Genomic DNA, 15,004 nt, shown 5'->3' with positions numbered 1-15,004 from the left:
GCTCGCCAGTCAAACACCATGTCCGACCTTGCCACTTCCCTTCCGCGTGTACCACGCCGTTTCGACATCAATCCGAAACCGCTAGGTGCCGCACTCCTTCTTATCGCGCTGGGCGCCGTCTATCTGGCACAGACCGTGAGCGGTCGTCAGGCAGCGCTCTACATCGTCGGCACCTTGCTGGGCTTGTCGCTCTATCACGCGGCGTTCGGTTTTACCTCGGCGTGGCGAGTCTTTATCGCCGACGGCCGCGGCGCGGGTCTGCGCGCCCAGATGCTGATGCTGGCGCTCGGCGTGTTGCTGTTCTTTCCGGCGCTCGCCGCGGGTACGCTGTTCGGCCGGCCGGTGGTCGGCCTCGTCGCACCGGCCGGCACATCCGTGCTGGTCGGAGCCTTCATGTTCGGCATCGGCATGCAGCTGGGCGGCGGCTGCGCGTCCGGCACGCTCTACACCGTAGGCGGCGGCAGCACGCGCATGATCGTCACGCTGGCGGCGTTCGTCATCGGTTCGGTTGTCGCGACCGCTCATATGCCGTTCTGGACCGCACTGCCGTCTCTCAAACCGCTTTCGATGGTGACCGCGCTCGGTCTCGGCTGGGCGATCGCGCTGAATCTGCTCATGTTCGCTGCGATCGCGGCGCTCACCGTATGGGTCGAACGGCGCCGCCATGGCGGGCTGGTCGACGAGCCGCAGCGTCCGCCGCACGCGTCGCCATGGCTGCACGGTCCGTGGCCGTTGTTCGTCGGTGCAATCGCGCTGGTCCTGCTCAACTTCGCGACGCTGGCGCTGTCCGGTCGCCCATGGGGTGTGACGTCGGCGTTTGCGCTGTGGGGCGCCAAGATATTTGCCGCACTGGGCATCAACGTGGCCAATTGGCCGTATTGGGCCTCTCACGCCAACGCCGGCGCACTGGCCGCTCCTGTTACACATGACGTCACCACGGTGATGGACATCGGCATCATCCTCGGCGCCATGACGGCCGCCGCACTGGCCGGCCGTTACGCACCGGTCTGGAAGGTGCCGGCCCGCTCGCTGATCGCGGCGGTGGTCGGCGGCCTGATGCTCGGCTACGGGGCCCGTCTGGCCTACGGTTGTAACATCGGCGCCTATTTCAGCGGCATCGTGTCAGGCAGCTTGCACGGTTGGCTGTGGCTGGTCGCCGCCTTCGCCGGCAACGTGCTCGGCACCCGCTTGCGCCCGCTGTTCGGCCTCGAAGTCGAACGGATCCGCGCAAACGGTTGCTAGAAGTTACAAATGCGGCCTCGTTTGTAACTGGGGCCGCATCAACATGTTACACGTCTGATTCGTCCCCATTGCAGTTCCAACGAACGGTATTTATTACTTTCAATTGGGCTCGCTTTCTATTTCCTTTCTGATTCCGTCATGATTTTCCGGTTCTCGACCGGGTACACGCCATTGCTCAGATGGATGACTCTGAAGCCCACTACACAAGGGTTTTCATGGATCAGACGAAATTCCGAGGCCGCAAAAAACCCGCTAAGCATCGTCTATTACAGGACCGTGAAAGACTTACCGAAATTTGATGTATCTTTTTGAGATATTTTTTTGAGAAGGGATTGATTTCTTGTTTTGCCCTTCATACAATTCGTCCCAAGCTGTTACGAAATGTAACGCGATGTATCAAAAAGTCGCCATCTGTATCAGGTGGTGACATGTAGCCGGAGGACAACGTTTCCGGCGAGGCATAAAAGACATAACGGCAAAAAAAGCCGACTTAGTAATTCGGGGCTTCGGAAAACAGAAAATGGACCGTAGCAGCGAGACGCTGGATTCAATCCGCGAGATCAACTTGTCTTACATCATGCTCGCGCAACGTATGTTGCGTGAGGACAAACCGGTCGGCATGTTCCGACTGGGACTGTCGTCGGAACTGGCTGATTTGCTAGCCGGGCTGTCGCTCGCGCAGATCGTCAAGCTGGCCGCTTCCGATCAGCTTTTATGCTTCTTCCGCTTCAACGACCACTCGATGTTGTCGGCGTTGACGCAAACGACGAAGCACGCAGCAGTTGCACCGACTCACGCGGCAATCCTGCTTGCAGGCCAGCCTGCTGAGCAGTTTGCTTAATCGAGGTGACCGCGATGCTCAAGCGTAGCCTGACGGAAGACGCACAAGAAGTATTCCGTGCCATCGCGCTGATTGAACTCGGCGCGCGCATGCAGGTGCTCGAAAGCGAGTTGACGCTTTCGCGCGACCGCATGATCCGCCTGTACCGCGAGGTCAAAGGTGTGTCGCCGCCCAAGGGCATGCTGCCGTTCTCAGCGGACTGGTACATGACGTGGCTGGCGAACATCCACGCGTCGTTGTTCTACAACACGTACCTGTTCCTGAAGAACGAAGCGCGTTGCTCGCACCTGGATGCGCTGACCAAAGGGTATCGCCTGTATCTGGAACATTGCCAGCACAGCGACTCCGAACCGGTGCTGGATCTCACGCGGGCATGGACGCTGGTGCGTTTCTTCGACGCCGACATCCTGCAACTGACCAAATGCTGCCGTTGCACCGGCAAGTTCGTCGCGCACAAGCACGACCTCCAACACAACGTGGTGTGTGGCGCATGCCAACCGCCATCGCGCGCCGGCAAGACCAAAAAGGCGGCCGCCGCTCGTCAGGAAGCGCTCGAAGCAGCGCAGATCGCGCAAGCCGCCTGAGTTAAGTGGAATCGATGAGGGCCGGTCCAGCCTGATTCGAACCGAAGCACCTTGGAAAGAGTCCGCCATCCCGCGGACTTTTTTTTGTGTGGTTCTCGGCCTGACGCGGACACCTCACATCTAGCAACCGACGCCAGGCACCAGGCGCTACCCCGCTACCCCCCTTTGCCGCATCAGCCGACCAGTCCCACCGTCTGCACCACCAGCCACAGATTCGCCGCACTGATCACCACGAACAGCGACCAGGCGACGAGCCGCGTCGGCAGCCTGTTGGCAAATTCGCCCATCAGAGAACGATCGTTGGTCATGCGGATCAGCGGATAAAGCGCGAACGGCAGTTGCAGGCTCAACACAACCTGGCTTGCGACCAACAGTTTGCCGACTGCGCCGTTGCCCATCATCTGCACGCCGATCAGCGCCGGAATCAAGGCGAGCGCCCGCGTGATGAAGCGCCGCTGCCAGCACGGAATTTTCAGCTTCAGGAAGCCTTCCATGATGACCTGCCCCGCCACCGTGCCGGTGAAGGTCGAACTTTGCCCCGACGCCAGCAGCGTGATCGCGAACAGCACCGCCGCGAAACCGGTGCCGACGATCGGCGCCAGCAGCTTGTACGCGTCTTCGATTTCGGTAACCTGGTTGTGGCCGGTCGCGTGGAACGCAGCCGCCGCGAGAATCAGGATCGCCATGTTGATCAGCAGCGCAATGATCAGCGAGACGATCGTATCGATGCGCGACATGCCGATCGCCGAGCGGATGCTGGCCGAGTCGCGTTTAACCGCGCGGGTCTGCACGATCGACGAATGCAGATAGAGGTTGTGGGGCATCACGGTCGCACCGAGAATGCCGATCGCCAGATACATCGGCTCGCGGCTGCTGAGTGCCTGCCACGAAGGAATCAGTCCTTGCGCGACTGACGGCCAATGCGGCTTCACCAGCGCCAGTTCGATGATGTAACCGACGCCGATCGTTGCGATCAACCCCAGCATGATCGCTTCAAGGTCGCGAAAATTCTTGCCCTTCAGGCCGAGCACGATCAACGTGTCGAACGCGGTCAGCAACACGCCGGTGGTCAGCGAACATTTGAAGAGCAGGTGGAAAGCCAGCGCGCCGCCGAGCACTTCGGCCAGATCGCAGGCCACGATCGACAGTTCGGCAAGCAGCCACTGAAAGCGCGCGACACCTGGTGAGTAACGCAGTCTCGACAATTCCGCGAGGTCCCGCCCGGTGGCGATGCCGAGCCGCATGCTCAGACATTGCAGCGCCATCGCCGCAAGACTCGACAGCATGACGACGAACAGCAGGCTGTAGCCGTAACGTGAGCCCGCTTCGATATCGGTGGCCCAGTTGCCGGGGTCCATGTAGCCGATCGAAATCAGCAGGCCTGGCCCCGCGAATTGCAGGATTTTTTTCCAGAACGGCGCGCCTTGCGTAACGGCGACCGTGCCTTGCACCTCGGATGGGCAAAACGGCGCCGTTGCGGTGGTCGGTAATTTGAACTGCAAGCCGGTGGTCTCTTGAAGGGGATAAACCGCGACGCCTCATGCAGGCCGCCGCGAACCGCCTCAAGTGTACAAAGAAACTTCCGGCAATGTCCCGCTTAACGCATAACGGCCGACGTCGCGTACGCGATAGTCGAGTGGATCGTGCAGCGTATGCACGCGAGCGTTGCGCCAGAAGCGGTCGAGCGCGAGTGGCGCGTGGGTGGCGCGCGCGCCGCAGGCATCGAACAGTTTTTCGCTGACGTCGAGCGCGGCGCGGTGCGCGACGATTTTCGCCTCCGAGGTGGCGAGCGCCACCTGTGCACGGGTTTCGGCGTCCAGCGTCGGGCCTTGTTGCCATGCGTCTTCGAGCGCGTAGGCGGCACGCACTGCCAGCGCTTCCGCACTCACCGCCTGCAGACGCATCTCGCCAAAGCGCTGGATCAGGTAAGGATCGTCGGTGGCTTTTTCGACGCCCGAGGATATCCACGGCTTGCCGTACTGCGTGACATAGGCGCGTGCTTCTTCGAGCGCGCCCTGCGCGATGCCGACGAACAGATTGATCAGCACCTGCTGCGAGATCAGCGTGCGGAGGCTCGCGTATGAGGTGTCGGCCCGCTCCAGCACCTCGTGCGGTTCAACCTTGACTTGCACAAAGGAGACGCTGCCGCTATCGGTTTGCCGCTGACCGATCGGATTCCAGTCTTCGTGAACGGTAATGCCTTCACGCGCGGTTGGCACCACCGCGAACACCGCTTTGCCGGCGACCGGATCGTGCCCGGAAACCGTCATCATGTGCGAGCCGCGCGTACCCGAACAAAATCCTTTCTGCCCATCTAAAAGATAGCCACCGTCGGCGGTTGCGCTTGCAACGAGTCGCGTGTCGAGCGGATTGACCGCATTGCCCCACCACCAGCGCTCTTCCACGGTGCCGCCCAGATAGCGGGCACGTTGTTCCGGGTTGCCCCATACATTGACGCTGACCACCTGCAGGCACGTGAAGCCAAGCAGATGCGCGAGCGCACTGTCGACTCGCGCGATCTGGCGGATCGTCTCGTAGATCTCGGGCCAGCGCGTGCCGGAACCGCCGAATTCACGCGGCACGGCGAGCGTGAGCAGCCCTGCGTCGGCGATCCATTGTTTTTCCTGCGCGGCGTGGCCGCCGTCGCGATCGCGCTGAGCCGCGCTGGCGCGCAACGCATCGAGCAAGCCGGTCAGATCGCGCACCACAGGCGCAGCGCCGGTTTGCAGCGGTTGCAGCGGTTGCAGCGGTTGCAGCGCCTCGGGATGTCGAGGTTCGTTCATGCAATGTCCACGTGGAGAAGTTTGGCGAGCGGGAGTCTCGCTGCGCCCAGCGTCGCAAATAGGATGATAGACCGTGGCGTCAGCGCTGAAAACGTGGGCCGCAAGCGCGTATTCGTCATGCAAATAGCGGGCGAAAGGCGAAGATCATGCGCGTTGCGCAAGCCGTCGCACGAAGCGATCGCCGACAAACTGCACCGCCGTCACGATCACGATTAGCAATACGATCACCGTCACCATCACGGTCGTATCGAAACGCTGATAGCCGTAGCGGATCGCCAGATCGCCGAGACCACCGGCGCCCACCGCGCCCGCCATGGCCGAGGAACCGATCATCGCCACCACCGTGATCGTGAAGCCGCCGAGAATGCCCGGCAGCGCTTCAGGCAGCAGCACATGCCGGATGATATGCCGGCGCTGCGCGCCCATTGCCTGCGCGGCTTCGATCAAACCGCGGTCCACTTCGCGCAAGCTCACTTCGGCCACGCGCGCAAAAAAAGGAATCGCTGCGATGCTGAGCGGCACGATGGCAGCCCATACGCCGATCGTCGTGCCGATCAGCAAACGCGTGAGCGGCAACAGCGCGACCAGCAAAATGATGAACGGCGTGGAGCGGAACGCATTGACGAGCGCGCCGAGTGTGCTGTTCACCACACGCTTTTCAAAGATGCCGCCGCGTGTGGTGGTAACCAGCACCAGTGCAAGGGGAATTCCGATCAGCGCCGCAACGAAGGCCGATACGCCGACCATGACGATGGTGTCGCGAATGGCATCTGCGAGTTCCGAGAGCCAGAGATCAGACATAACCGAGCACCTCGACGTGATTGGCATAGTGACGCGCACGCTCGAGCAGTGTCGCGATTTGCTTTTGCACCGTGCCTTCCGCGTCCGCGCGCACCTCCGCCGACACTACCAGACGCCCCTGCGCGTGCCCCTGAATCCGGTCGATGCCGCCATGCACGAAACTCACGCGGCCACCTTCAATGCTCAATGCGGACGTCAACCCGCCCAGGTCAGGCTCACGCGCATCGTTGCCGGTGAAGCGCACGTCGAGCAGAATCTGCGCATCCGCTTGTTCGATCTCGTGCAACGGTTTGACGCGCGCGGCGAGATCCGCAGGCAGATCATGCACAAGGGTCCGCAGCAACGCGCGCGTCGCATCATGCTGTGGGTCGCCGAATACGCGCCATACCGGCCCCGTCTCCACCACTTCACCACGCTCGATCACGGCCACCGTATCGCAGACCTCGCGAATGACCTGCATTTCGTGCGTAATCAGCACGATGGTCAGGTTGAGCCGCTGATTGATATCGCGCAACAACGCGAGAATGGCTTGCGTCGTTTCAGGATCGAGTGCGGAGGTCGCCTCGTCGCACAGCAGTATGTCCGGGTCGGTCACAAGGGCGCGCGCAATCCCGACGCGCTGTTTCTGCCCGCCGGACAAACTCGCCGGATAGGCATCGCGCTTGGTCGACAAGCCGACCAGTTCGAGCAAGGCGTCAACCTTTTTGTCGATCGCAGCTTTAGGCGCGCCGGCGATTTTTAGCGGCAACGCAATGTTCTCGCGCACCGTTTTCGCGGAGAGTAAATTGAAGTGCTGGAACACCATGCCGATACGCCGCCGCAGCGTGACCAGCCCGCGTTCGTCGAGCTCGCCGACACTCACGCCATTCACAAGCACGGCGCCGGAACTCGGTTTTTCCAGACCATTGACGAGCCGCAGCAGGGTCGATTTGCCTGCGCCGCTTCGGCCGATAATGCCGAACACTTCACCTCGCGCCACCTTCAGCGTGATGTTCGCCAGGGCCGCAGTCGACACACCGCGAGTGTTAGCGAACACCTTGCCCACGTCGTCGAATACCACGGCTTCTTGCGCGGCATCGGCCGCATCACGATTCAAGGCGAGAGACGGTGCGTCTTCAATGAATTGCGGCGCGTCAAAAAGATGAGCCATGGCTTCGTTCCTCTCAAGCGTCCACGGTGGATCGCGCGCCGCTTTGCGTAATTGGTACATTACGCCGATGCTGCGCGCCGGCATGCACCTCAGGCAGTCGCGCGCGGCCGCCGCCGAAAAGTTTTTCGCGCAGCGTCGGCGCCGGATCGTAGTCTTCCTTGTAGACGCCGCGATTCTGCAATTCCGGCACCACCAGGTCGACGAAGTCTTCGAACGATTCGGGCATGACGGTGCGCGTCAGATTGAATCCGTCAACGCCGGCCTCTTCTATCCACGACACCAGCTCGTCCGCGATCTGCTGCGGCGACCCGACTACGGGCTTCGCGCGGCCGCCGAGCGTCATCTGTTCGAGCACCTTGCGTTTGGTCCATACACCACTCACGCTCTTCTTCGAAATCGCTTCAACGGCCGATTGCATCGATTCGGTCTTCACATACGAAATCGGCTCGTCCAGTTCGTACTGTGAGAAGTCGATGCCGGTCGAACTGGAGAAATGCGCAATGCCACCCTCAGCGCTCGCATAACGCCGGTACTCTTCGAATTTTTCCTGCGCAGCGCGTTCTGTTTCACCGACTACAACGGTGATGCCGGCAAAGATCTTGATATCGTCCGGCGCGCGGCCGAAGCTAACCGCCCGTGCGCGAATGTCGTCGACAATGGAGCGCGTGAGCTGCTTGTTCTGCCCGCCGACAAACACGCATTCCGCGTGACGCGCCGCGAAATCGACGCCCCGGCTCGACGAACCCGCCTGATATAGCACCGGCGTGCGTTGCGGCGACGGCTCACTCAAATGAATGGCGTCGATCGAATAGTACGGACCGTCGTGCTTCACGCGATGCACCTTGTCAGGATGCGAGAAGATACGCGCCTCGCGATCGCGCACTACCGCGTCGTCTTCCCAGCTTTGCTCCCATAGCTTGTAGACCACGTCCATGTAATCGTCCGCACGATCGTAACGGTCGTCGTGGCTGATCTGTTGCGCGAGACCCATGCCGCGCGCGGCGCTGTCCAGATAGCCGGTGACAATGTTCCAGCCCACCCGGCCCTTCGTCAGGTGATCCAGCGTCGACATGCGGCGCGCGAACAGGTACGGCGGCTCGTAAGTGAGATTCGACGTGACGCCGAAGCCGATATGCTTCGTCACGTGTGCCATCGCGGGCACGATCAGCGAGGGATCGTTGATCGGAATCTGCACCGATTCGCGCAACGGAGTTTCCGGGCTGCCCTGATAAACGTCGTATACGCCGACGATATCCGCGAGAAAGATCCCGTCGAACTTGCCGCGCTCGAGCGTTTGCGCGAGGCTCGTCCAGTAGTCGAGGTCGGTGTAATGCGCCGAACGGTCGCGCGGATGCGTCCACAGACCATGATTGATGTGACCGACCGCATTCATATTGAACGCGTTCAGCAGGATCTTTTTCTTCGCCATCGTGCGGCTCCTTGCTGGTTGCAACGTTGCTAGCGGCGCGCCTTACCAGGCGACGGCGTAGAGGCTGCCGAAGGCTTTGTCGAGCGCCGCGCGCACAGCGGGCGAATGCTGATAGATCGAGATGAACTTGCGGATACGCGGATCATTTGCGCTTTCCGGACGCACGACCCACTGGATCGCGTAGTTCTTGTTTTCCAGACCGTCGAACAACAATGCGCTATTCGGGTCGGTGGTGCCCGCGAGCTTGATGAAGCTCGGGTAGCCTTGGGCGAGATCGACGTCGTCGAGCGAGCGGGCCAATTGCGAGGCCTCGAGCTGAACGATCTTCAGGTGCTTCGGGTTGTCGATGATGTCCAGCGTCGTAGCGCGATAGTCAATGCCTGGCGTCAGCTTGATGAGACCGGCGCGTTGCAGCAACAACAGACCACGACCGCCGTTGACCGGATCGTTAGCGATGGCAACGGTGGCGCCGTCTTTCAATTCATCGAAGCGTTTGATCTTTTTCGAATACAGGCCGATCTTCATGATCGTGCCCGGTGCAATTGCGACGAAGTTATAACCGCCCTGCTTCTTTGCGTTCTCGAGAAACGGGATGTGCTGGAAATAGTTGACGTCGATATCCTTGTTGGCGAGCGCCGCATTCGGCGTATTCCAGTCAGTGAACTCGATGATCTTCACGTCCAGCCCTTGCTCTTTCGCTTCGCGCGCGGCGACTTTGAGCGCCTCGATTTGCGGGCTGGTGGAAGTGCCGATTTTCAGCGTGGGCGTGTCCGCCGCGATCGCGGGCGTTGCGGACAACGTTAGCGCGAGGCCGAACGCGCCGAGGAACGTCAGCGTCCGCGCCTTGAAAAAACGCCGTGCAGTGGTCAGAGAAATGCGCATGGTGAACTCGTTAGGATGGGGGCGTGGTGTGTTTCGAGGCGAGCCGGTCCCGCGGCATGCGGGCAGGCGCGCCGAAATCGGTCGGACAACAGAAATCTGCAGCACGCGGTTTAACCGGCGTGCGGCAGCGATAGAACGCGCGGGCGGATCAGCGCGGACAGCGGCAGGTCGGACAGGTCATCGCCTCTCTCCAGATGAGGTGCGAATCATCATAGACGGCGGGAAACCGGCGGTCTACGAACGGATTTTTGGAAGGAAAGCCGGAAAAATGATTTGGGGCTTGCCCCATGGAGCAGGCACACCACGTCACCAAAGAAAAAACGCCGGGCCGCGCTTTCGCGCAACCCGGCGTTCTTCACCAGCCAACAAACTAAACCTAAACCTAAACCTTAGCGCTTCGCCACCTGTTCCACCGACGCAGAAGCAGACGTAGACGTAGAAGCAGACGCACCAACCGCACCCGAAGCCGGCGCGACCGCCCCCACCGCCTCATCGCCCGCAGGCTTCACATCACCCCAGCCGCCGCCCAGCGCGCGAATCAGATTGACCGTCGCCACCGCCTGCGTACCCGACAGATGGCTCGCCTGCAGTTGCGATGTCAGCACCTGCCGCTCGCCGTCGATCACATCCAGATAGCTGACCGCGCCTTCCGTGTACTGTGTGCGCGACAGATGCGCCGCGCGTTGCGAGGCCACGACTGCATCGTTCTGCTCGCGAATCTGATCGTCGAGCAAACGCAGATCGGCAAGGTTGTCCTCGGCCTCACGGAACGCCACCAGCACCTGTTGACGATACTGCGCGACATCTTCGTCGTACTTCGAGCGAGCTTGCGCGAGGTTTGCCTTGCGGCGGCCACCGTCGAACAAAGGCAACGTCAGCGCGGTACCGGCGAATGGCCCGAGAATAAACGCGCGGCTCGACCACTTGAACAGATCGCCCAGCGTCGCCGATTCAAAACCAGCCGCACCCGTGATATCGAGCTTCGGGAAAAACGCCGACTTCGCCAGACCGACCCGCGCATTCGCCGCCATCATCGCCCGCTCCGCCGCCGAAATGTCCGGTCGACGTTCGAGCAGAGCCGAAGGCAAACCTGGCGGCACACGCACCGTCACCGGCACGAGCGGTGCCTCCGCGAACGAGAAATCCGCCGGCGGCTTGCCGAGCAGAATCGCCAGGCTGTGCTCGGAGGCCGCGCGCTGACGTGCCACACCAACTGCATCGGCACGCGCACTCGCCAGTTCGTTGCGAGAGCGCGAAACATCCAGCTCGCCGATATCGCCTTCCTTGAAACGGCGTTCGACCAGCTTCAGCGTGTCCTCGCGCAACGCCACGGTACGGCGATACAGATCCTGATCCGTGTCCAGCTCGCGCAATTGAAAGTAGTTCTGCGCAACATCAGCCTGCAGCGACAACTGCACAGACCGGAACAACGCTTCACTTTGCTGCTCGTCCGCCCGCGACGCATTCACGTTCGAACCAACCCGCCCGAACAGATCGGTTTCATACGATGCGCCAACCTGCGCACGCCAAATCGTGCCGTTCGTCCCGCCCGCACTATCCGGCTGAAACTGCGAGGCCGCCGAAGCCCGTTCACGCGTCGGGCCGAAGCCCGCGTCGAACTTCGGGAACCAGTCCGACTTCGCCGCCTGCGTCACCGCACGCGCCTGCTGCACGCGCGCTGCAGCCGCCTTCAAGTCCTGATTCGCGGCAGCCGCCTGTTCTTCCAGCGCGTTCAACTGCGGGTCGCCGAAAATCGTCCACCATTCGCCGCGATGCGCGTCGTCGGCGGGCTGAGCCTGCTTCCAGGTGCCCGTGTCCTGCGGCGATGCGGCGGAGGTAGCCGATGTAGCCGACGCTCCGGACGCAGCCGACGCAGCAGTCGGCGTTTCCTTGAACGCAGCCGGCGTATCCACGTCGGGCCGCTTATACGTGGGCTCCACGGAGCAGGCCGCGAGCAATGCCAGCAGCAAACCGCTGGCAGCCGCTCTGCCCCACCCGCTTAAAGATTCAAAACGCTTCATTATTATTTTCTCCTCAGGCGTCCGTCACCGGCGCACCAAGGTGCGGCGCGTCTTTCTGCGCGACGTGAATCGTCCCGCCCGCCAGCGTACGCAGCACCACATAGAACACAGGGGTCAGCATCAGGCCGAACAGCGTCACGCCGAGCATGCCGAAGAACACCGCGATACCCATCGCGTGACGCATCTCCGAACCCGCTCCGCTCGAGAGCACCAGCGGCACCACACCCATGATGAAAGCGATCGACGTCATCAGAATCGGCCGCAGACGCAAGCGGCTCGCCTCGATTGCCGCAGCCAGCGGCGTACGCCCGTCATGTTCGAGTTCGCGAGCGAACTCGACGATCAGAATCGCGTTCTTCGCCGACAGCCCCACCAGCACCATCAAACCGATCTGCGTGAAGATGTTGTTGTCGCCACCCGTGAGCCACACACCGGTCAGCGCGGACAGCACGCTCATCGGCACAATCAGAATCACCGCGAGCGGCAGCGTCAGGCTTTCATACAACGCGGCCAGCACGAGGAACACAAGCAGCACGCTGATCGGGAACACCCACAGGCCCGCATTGCCGGCGATGATCTGCTGATACGTCAGGTCGGTCCATTCGAGCTTCACGCCATGCGGCAAGGTTTCCGCCGCCACGCGTTCGGCCGCGGCTTGCGCCTGGCCCGATGAGAAGCCCGGCGCCGGACCACCGTTGATGTCGGCAGCCGTATAGCCGTTGTAACGCACCACCATTTCCGGACCGTACGTGGGCGTCACCGTCACCAGCGACGACAACGGCACCATGTCACCTGCAGCATTGCGCGTCTTCAGTTGCAGGATGTCGTCGGCACGTTGACGGAACGGCGCATCAGCCTGCACCCGCACCTGATACACACGGCCGAAGCGGTTGAAGTCGTTCACATACAGCGAGCCCAGATAGATCTGCATCGTGTTGAACACGTCCGTGACCGGCACGCCGAGTTGCTTGGCTTTTACGCGATCCAGGTCGACGTTCAATTGCGGCACGTTGATCTGATAGCTCGAGAACGTCGGTCCGAGTTCAGGCGTTTGCGCTGCCTTCTTCACGAACGCTTCCGCAGCCTTGTTCAACTCCGCATAGCCCACCGCGCCGTGATCTTCCAACTGCATCTTGAAGCCGCCCAGCGTACCCAAGCCCAGCACCGGAGGTGGCGGGAACACCGCGACGAACGAATCCTTGATCGCGCCGTACTGCTGGTTCAGCGCACCGGCAATCGCACCGGCCGAGAGCTTCTTGTTGCCACGCTCCTTGAAAGGCTTCAACGTGACGAACACAATGCCCGCGCTCGAACTATTGGTGAAGCCGTTCACTGACAAACCAGGGAACGCCACCGCGCTTTCCACGCCAGGCTGCTTCAAGGCAATCGCACTCATGTCGCGGATCACCTTTTCCGTGCGGTCCAGCGATGCACCGTTCGGCAATTGCGCAAACGCAATCAGGTATTCCTTGTCCTGCGCCGGCACGAAACCGCCCGGCACGACGCGCGAGATCAGCACCGTTGCACCCAGCAGGATCGCGTAGACCGCGAGCATCGCGCCCTTACGACGCAGCACGCCTTTCACGCCACGGCCGTATTCCGTCGAGCCGCGATGGAACACCTTGTTGAAGCCCTTGAAGAAGCGGCCCAGCACGCGATTCATCACACGCGTCAGGAAGTCTTCCTTGGCACCATGGCCACGCAACAGCATCGCGGACAACGCCGGCGACAACGTCAGCGAGTTGAACGCCGAGATCACCGTGGAGATCGCGATGGTCATCGCGAACTGCTTGTAGAACTGACCCGTCAAGCCGGTCATGAAAGCGAGCGGCACGAACACGGCAACCAGCGTCAGCGCGATGGCGATAATCGGCCCGCTCACTTCCTGCATGGCCTTATAAGTCGCATCGCGCGCACTGAGCCCATTTTCGATGTTCCGCTCGACGTTCTCCACCACCACGATCGCATCGTCCACCACGATCCCGATGGCCAGCACCATCCCGAACAACGACAACGCGTTGATCGAGAAGCCGAACGCCAGCAGCAACGAGAACGTACCGACAATCGACACCGGCACTGCGATCAACGGAATGATCGACGCACGCCACGTCTGCAGGAACACGATCACCACGATCACCACCAGCGCGATCGCTTCGAGCAGGGTGTGAATCACCGCCTCGATACTCGAGCGCACGAACTGCGTCGGGTCATAAACGATCTTGTATTCGACGCCTGCCGGCATGTCTTCCGCCAGTTCCTTCATCGCGGAACGAACCTGGTCGGAAATCGCGAGCGAGTTCGCGCCCGGCGCCTGGTTGATAGCGAGCGCCACAGCAGGCTTGTTGTCGAGCAGCGAACGCAAGCCGTATTCCGACGCCGCCAGTTCGACGCGTGCGATATCACGCAGGTACGTCACGCCGCCATCCGGCGCAGTTTTGACGATGATGTCGCCGAATTCGCCCTCAGTCTTCAAACGACCACGCGCATTCACCGACAACTGCAGTTGCGTGCCCGGCACCGAAGGCGATGCGCCGATCACACCGGCTGCCACTTGAATGTTCTGCTCACGGATTGCGTTGACCACTTCGGTCGCCGTCAAACCGCGCTGTGCGACTTTCTGCGGATCGAGCCAGACACGCATCGCGTAGTCGCCCGAACCCCACAACTGCACTTCGCCGACGCCCTGAATCCGCGCCAGGCGGTCCTTGACGTTGAGCAACGCGTAGTTGCGCAGGTACGTCATGTCGTAGCGATTGTTCGGCGAGATCAGGTGGACCACCATCGTCAGCGTCGGCGAACTCTTGATGGTCGTGATGCCAAGCCGTTGCACGTCTTCCGGCAGGCGCGGCAGCGCCTGGTTGACGCGGTTCTGCACGAGCTGCGTCGCCAGGTCCGGATTGGTGCCGAGCTTGAAGGTCACCGTCAGCGTGAGATTGCCGTCGCTATTGGCTTGCGACTGCATGTACAGCATGTTCTCAACGCCGTTGATCTGCTCTTCAAGCGGCGCCGCAACGGCCTCCGCGATCACTTTCGGATTGGCGCCCGGATATTGCGCGTGCACCACCACCGAAGGCGGCACCACTTCCGGGTACTCCGAAATCGGCAGCTTGAAGAGCGAAATAATGCCCCCCAGCAGGATCAATACCGATAGCACGCCGGCAAAGATCGGTCGATCGATGAAGAATTTGGATATGTTCATGGGAAGCTCTTAACGTTGGAGCATGCGCCTGCTACGGCCGGTCAACGTGACTGGCCAAGCGCGGCGCACGAG

General features: G+C 61.4%; 11 protein-coding genes. 3 read left to right on the top strand and 8 right to left on the bottom strand.

Features of this window, described 5'->3' with window-relative positions; genetic code table 11:
* The first annotated feature begins 18 nt into the window (after positions 1–18).
* The 3 genes from KHO30_RS07560 (at position 19) to flhC (ending at position 2,667) form a co-directional block, all read left to right on the top strand.
* The gene (locus tag KHO30_RS07560) at positions 19–1,242 is read left to right on the top strand and encodes a YeeE/YedE family protein (RefSeq protein ID WP_211700467.1); all 1,224 of its coding nucleotides are present in this window, start codon (positions 19–21) and stop codon (positions 1,240–1,242) included.
* 520 nt (positions 1,243–1,762) lie between these two features.
* On the top strand, positions 1,763–2,083 hold the full coding sequence (gene flhD, locus KHO30_RS07555) for a flagellar transcriptional regulator FlhD (protein ID WP_028194930.1): 321 nt from the start codon (positions 1,763–1,765) through the stop codon (positions 2,081–2,083).
* Between the two features lie 14 nt (positions 2,084–2,097).
* Complete coding sequence (gene flhC / locus KHO30_RS07550) at positions 2,098–2,667, top strand: flagellar transcriptional regulator FlhC (protein WP_054039111.1); 570 nt, start codon at positions 2,098–2,100, stop codon at positions 2,665–2,667.
* A gap of 173 nt (positions 2,668–2,840) precedes the next feature.
* On the opposite strand, the gene KHO30_RS07545 is transcribed toward flhC, so the two are convergent.
* The 8 genes from KHO30_RS07545 to KHO30_RS07510 form a co-directional block, all read right to left on the bottom strand.
* Complete coding sequence (locus KHO30_RS07545) at positions 2,841–4,169, bottom strand: Nramp family divalent metal transporter (protein WP_093634709.1); 1,329 nt, start codon at positions 4,167–4,169, stop codon at positions 2,841–2,843.
* Positions 4,170–4,229: 60 nt separating this feature from the next.
* Positions 4,230–5,450 carry an acyl-CoA dehydrogenase family protein gene (locus KHO30_RS07540; protein ID WP_211700466.1) on the bottom strand — a complete coding sequence of 407 codons (1,221 nt, stop codon included), beginning with the start codon at positions 5,448–5,450 and terminating at the stop codon, positions 4,230–4,232.
* A 144-nt stretch (positions 5,451–5,594) separates the two neighbouring features.
* Positions 5,595–6,251, bottom strand: a complete 657-nt coding sequence (locus KHO30_RS07535) for a methionine ABC transporter permease (protein ID WP_211700465.1) — start codon at positions 6,249–6,251, stop codon at positions 5,595–5,597.
* Positions 6,244–7,401 (bottom strand): methionine ABC transporter ATP-binding protein, encoded by a 1,158-nt coding sequence (locus KHO30_RS07530; RefSeq protein ID WP_211700464.1) that lies wholly within the window; start codon positions 7,399–7,401, stop codon positions 6,244–6,246. The genes KHO30_RS07535 and KHO30_RS07530 overlap by 8 nt, the downstream gene beginning before the upstream one ends.
* Before the next feature lie 13 nt (positions 7,402–7,414).
* The gene (locus KHO30_RS07525; RefSeq protein ID WP_211700463.1) at positions 7,415–8,830 is read right to left on the bottom strand and encodes an LLM class flavin-dependent oxidoreductase; all 1,416 of its coding nucleotides are present in this window, start codon (positions 8,828–8,830) and stop codon (positions 7,415–7,417) included.
* Positions 8,831–8,872: 42 nt separating this feature from the next.
* Positions 8,873–9,712 (bottom strand): MetQ/NlpA family ABC transporter substrate-binding protein, encoded by an 840-nt coding sequence (locus KHO30_RS07520; RefSeq protein ID WP_211700462.1) that lies wholly within the window; start codon positions 9,710–9,712, stop codon positions 8,873–8,875.
* 389 nt (positions 9,713–10,101) lie between these two features.
* Positions 10,102–11,733, bottom strand: coding sequence for an efflux transporter outer membrane subunit (locus KHO30_RS07515; RefSeq protein WP_200618266.1), 1,632 nt, complete (start codon positions 11,731–11,733; stop codon positions 10,102–10,104).
* Between the two features lie 13 nt (positions 11,734–11,746).
* A complete protein-coding gene (locus KHO30_RS07510; protein WP_200618265.1) occupies positions 11,747–14,932 on the bottom strand; it encodes an efflux RND transporter permease subunit in 3,186 nt (1,061 codons plus the stop codon).
* Positions 14,933–15,004: the final 72 nt, after the last annotated feature.

The sequence above is a fragment of the Paraburkholderia aspalathi genome (assembly GCF_905220735.1).
Taxonomy (GTDB): Bacteria; Pseudomonadota; Gammaproteobacteria; order Burkholderiales; family Burkholderiaceae; genus Paraburkholderia; species Paraburkholderia aspalathi.
Note: the sequence above shows the minus strand (reverse complement) of the source record. Positions and strands in the feature narration are given on the sequence as shown.

What these genes read in the sequence shown, in the direction of transcription:
- KHO30_RS07530 (WP_211700464.1), bottom strand. Translation starts at nt 7,401, where the DNA reads ATGGCTCATCTTTTTGACGCGCCGCAATTCATTGAAGACGCACCGTCT.
- flhD (WP_028194930.1), top strand. Translation starts at nt 1,763, where the DNA reads ATGGACCGTAGCAGCGAGACGCTGGATTCAATCCGCGAGATCAACTTG.
- KHO30_RS07535 (WP_211700465.1), bottom strand. Translation starts at nt 6,251, where the DNA reads ATGTCTGATCTCTGGCTCTCGGAACTCGCAGATGCCATTCGCGACACC.
- KHO30_RS07525 (WP_211700463.1), bottom strand. Translation starts at nt 8,830, where the DNA reads ATGGCGAAGAAAAAGATCCTGCTGAACGCGTTCAATATGAATGCGGTC.
- KHO30_RS07510 (WP_200618265.1), bottom strand. Translation starts at nt 14,932, where the DNA reads ATGAACATATCCAAATTCTTCATCGATCGACCGATCTTTGCCGGCGTG.
- KHO30_RS07515 (WP_200618266.1), bottom strand. Translation starts at nt 11,733, where the DNA reads ATGAAGCGTTTTGAATCTTTAAGCGGGTGGGGCAGAGCGGCTGCCAGC.
- KHO30_RS07520 (WP_211700462.1), bottom strand. Translation starts at nt 9,712, where the DNA reads ATGCGCATTTCTCTGACCACTGCACGGCGTTTTTTCAAGGCGCGGACG.
- KHO30_RS07560 (WP_211700467.1), top strand. Translation starts at nt 19, where the DNA reads ATGTCCGACCTTGCCACTTCCCTTCCGCGTGTACCACGCCGTTTCGAC.
- flhC (WP_054039111.1), top strand. Translation starts at nt 2,098, where the DNA reads ATGCTCAAGCGTAGCCTGACGGAAGACGCACAAGAAGTATTCCGTGCC.
- KHO30_RS07540 (WP_211700466.1), bottom strand. Translation starts at nt 5,450, where the DNA reads ATGAACGAACCTCGACATCCCGAGGCGCTGCAACCGCTGCAACCGCTG.